We start from the raw sequence: 1,188 nt of genomic DNA on the forward strand, positions 1-1,188 counted from the left end.
CTCTGAAACTCCTTCAGCAGGCGCTTGTAATCGATGTCGAAGCCCAGAGTTTTCGCCGTCGCGTAGAGATTGGCTCCGTCGATGAAGAGCGCGATCTTGTCGGTAGAGGAAGGTGACATTTTGGTCCGCTTTCGGCAATACGAGGTCGCCCTCGTTTGCGACTCCGGTAGCGCAATGTAGGCGATCTGCCCCTCGTCATCAGTTGGATAGCAGGCGGCTGCGGCTGCGGTCGAGTTGCGTTAGGCGTGCGCGCTCGGGTCAATGTAGACCGAAGGCCTGTCTAATTAGCTGGTGCCGACGCGCGACAAGCGGGGAGATTGGTCTGCACCCCGAGCAAGCCGCCCGCGCCACTTCCGATCGCCGGACCCCGGCATCGCCCATAATTCTTGCATACCCGGCTTGATCGTGGGCCTGCAGGATTCGGACAAAGTCAGCCATGGGACCGACTTGGTTTGCAGCCGTAGGGATAACCTGAGAATTGGGCGCGGGCTGGCCGACGTCGGCGATGTTTCTCATGGCGTACTCTCTGTATAACTGTTTCAGCAAGCGTCGCTTGAGCGGCAAACCGTCATTAGGTCGGGAGGAAGAACCGGCGGGCGTTACGCCGCCGGCCTTCTCCCGCAACTGCCGGCTCGCAGGCCGGTTCCGTTGCTTCCACGCTCGATGTATCGCTAACACCACGCACTTGGTCGGGGCCAGGGCGCGCAGGTATGAAGTAGCCATACTTTGGTAGGCTTGGACTAGAGTCGGGATCAGCGACCAAGTGAACCGCCCCGGGTTTGCCGGAGGCTATTTGGTTTAAGTTATGCCGCCATGGCCGGTTGTTCCAGCATGGCGTAGTAGCGTTGCTCGGCTTCGGCTGGCGGGATGTTGCCGATGGGCTCCAGGAGCCGTCGGTTGTTGAACCAGTCCACCCATTCCAGGGTCGCGAACTCGACGGCCTCGAAGCTGCGCCATGGCCCGCGCCGATGGATCACCTCGGCCTTGTAGAGGCCGTTGATGGTTTCGGCGAGAGCGTTGTCATAGGAATTTCCGACACTACCAACGGAAGGCTCGACGCCAGCTTCAGCCAAGCGCTCGGTGTACTTGATAGAGACGTATTGGCCACCCCTATAGCGCGACAATCTGGATGGGAAGCCGTATTGCCGCATGTAGCGATGTTCCCGGTAGACTTAATGTTGCCTCTTC

The 1,188-nt window shown here is 59.6% G+C and carries 2 pseudogenes; both read right to left on the reverse strand.

Annotated elements, in window-relative coordinates:
• Positions 1-119, reverse strand: a pseudogene (locus AC0L3P_RS39760) (LabA-like NYN domain-containing protein); the annotation flags it as partial.
• 684 nt (positions 120-803) lie between these two features.
• Positions 804-1,112: pseudogene (locus AC0L3P_RS39765) on the reverse strand (integrase core domain-containing protein); the annotation flags it as partial.
• Positions 1,113-1,188 lie beyond the last annotated feature (76 nt).

It is taken from the genome of Bradyrhizobium sp. WSM4874 (assembly GCF_055811835.1).